Below are 799 nucleotides of genomic sequence, written 5' to 3' on the forward strand. Positions count from 1 at the left end.
TGAAATTTAGCTTTTGACTTCAAAGCCTTGACTTTTTTGCTTCGTTTTTGTGTTAAGACAAAAATGAAGAAGAAGGAGGCCTGAAAGTAGCTGCTATAAAATCTTGTAACAAGGTCGATTGAAAGTTGACGATAATATGGTTTAAAAGGCACCTAATAAACGAAGTAAAAGCTAGGATTTGAGGTCAATATTTTACTACCTTTCCTCTAATTATTTCACAACGAAACAAACTTTATCTCAATGACTCTTCAAGAAAAACTACTAGAACTCGGTTATGAACTTCCTAACGCCTCTACCCCAGGAGGAAGCTATAAATCCGTTAATATTAGAGAAAATATAGCCTACATTGCTATTCAATTTCCAATTTGGAATGAAGCCTTCCAATACCAAGGTAGGTTCGGAGAAAATATCTCTACAGAAGAAGGCTACAAAGCCATGGAAATGTGTGCGTTGAACGTAATTGCTCAGATAGAAGAAAAAGTAGGGATTGATCAAGTAGTTGGACTCAATCATATTGACGCTTATTTTCAATCAGGAGAAGATTGGGACGACTCCCCTATTGTTGTCAATGGTGCCTCTGACCTTTTCGTGAAAGTTCTTGATCAAAAAGGAGAACACTCTAGAGCCATTTTTGGTGTTGATAAGTTACCTCGAAACTTTAGTGTTGGGCTTACTGCATCATTCACTCTGAAATAAAAGTATGAAGGCGTTTTAATTATTTCACTGACCTTTCGCTCACCAAAAATTTGCGAATGGTAAAAGTATAAATATAAGGATGCTAAATTAAGCTGTTTTTAGA

Annotated in this window: 1 protein-coding gene; it reads left to right on the forward strand. The window is 35.8% G+C overall.

Going from position 1 to position 799, the window contains the following annotated elements:
- Positions 1–240: 240 nt before the first annotated feature.
- Positions 241–696: a RidA family protein gene (locus IC221_RS29270; RefSeq protein WP_188172325.1), complete on the forward strand. Its 456-nt coding sequence runs from the start codon at positions 241–243 to the stop codon at positions 694–696.
- Positions 697–799 lie beyond the last annotated feature (103 nt).

The organism is Flammeovirga sp. EKP202, from assembly GCF_014534745.1.
In the GTDB taxonomy this organism is placed as follows: Bacteria; Bacteroidota; Bacteroidia; order Cytophagales; family Flammeovirgaceae; genus Flammeovirga.

What these genes read in the sequence shown, in the direction of transcription:
- IC221_RS29270 (WP_188172325.1), top strand. Translation starts at nt 241, where the DNA reads ATGACTCTTCAAGAAAAACTACTAGAACTCGGTTATGAACTTCCTAAC.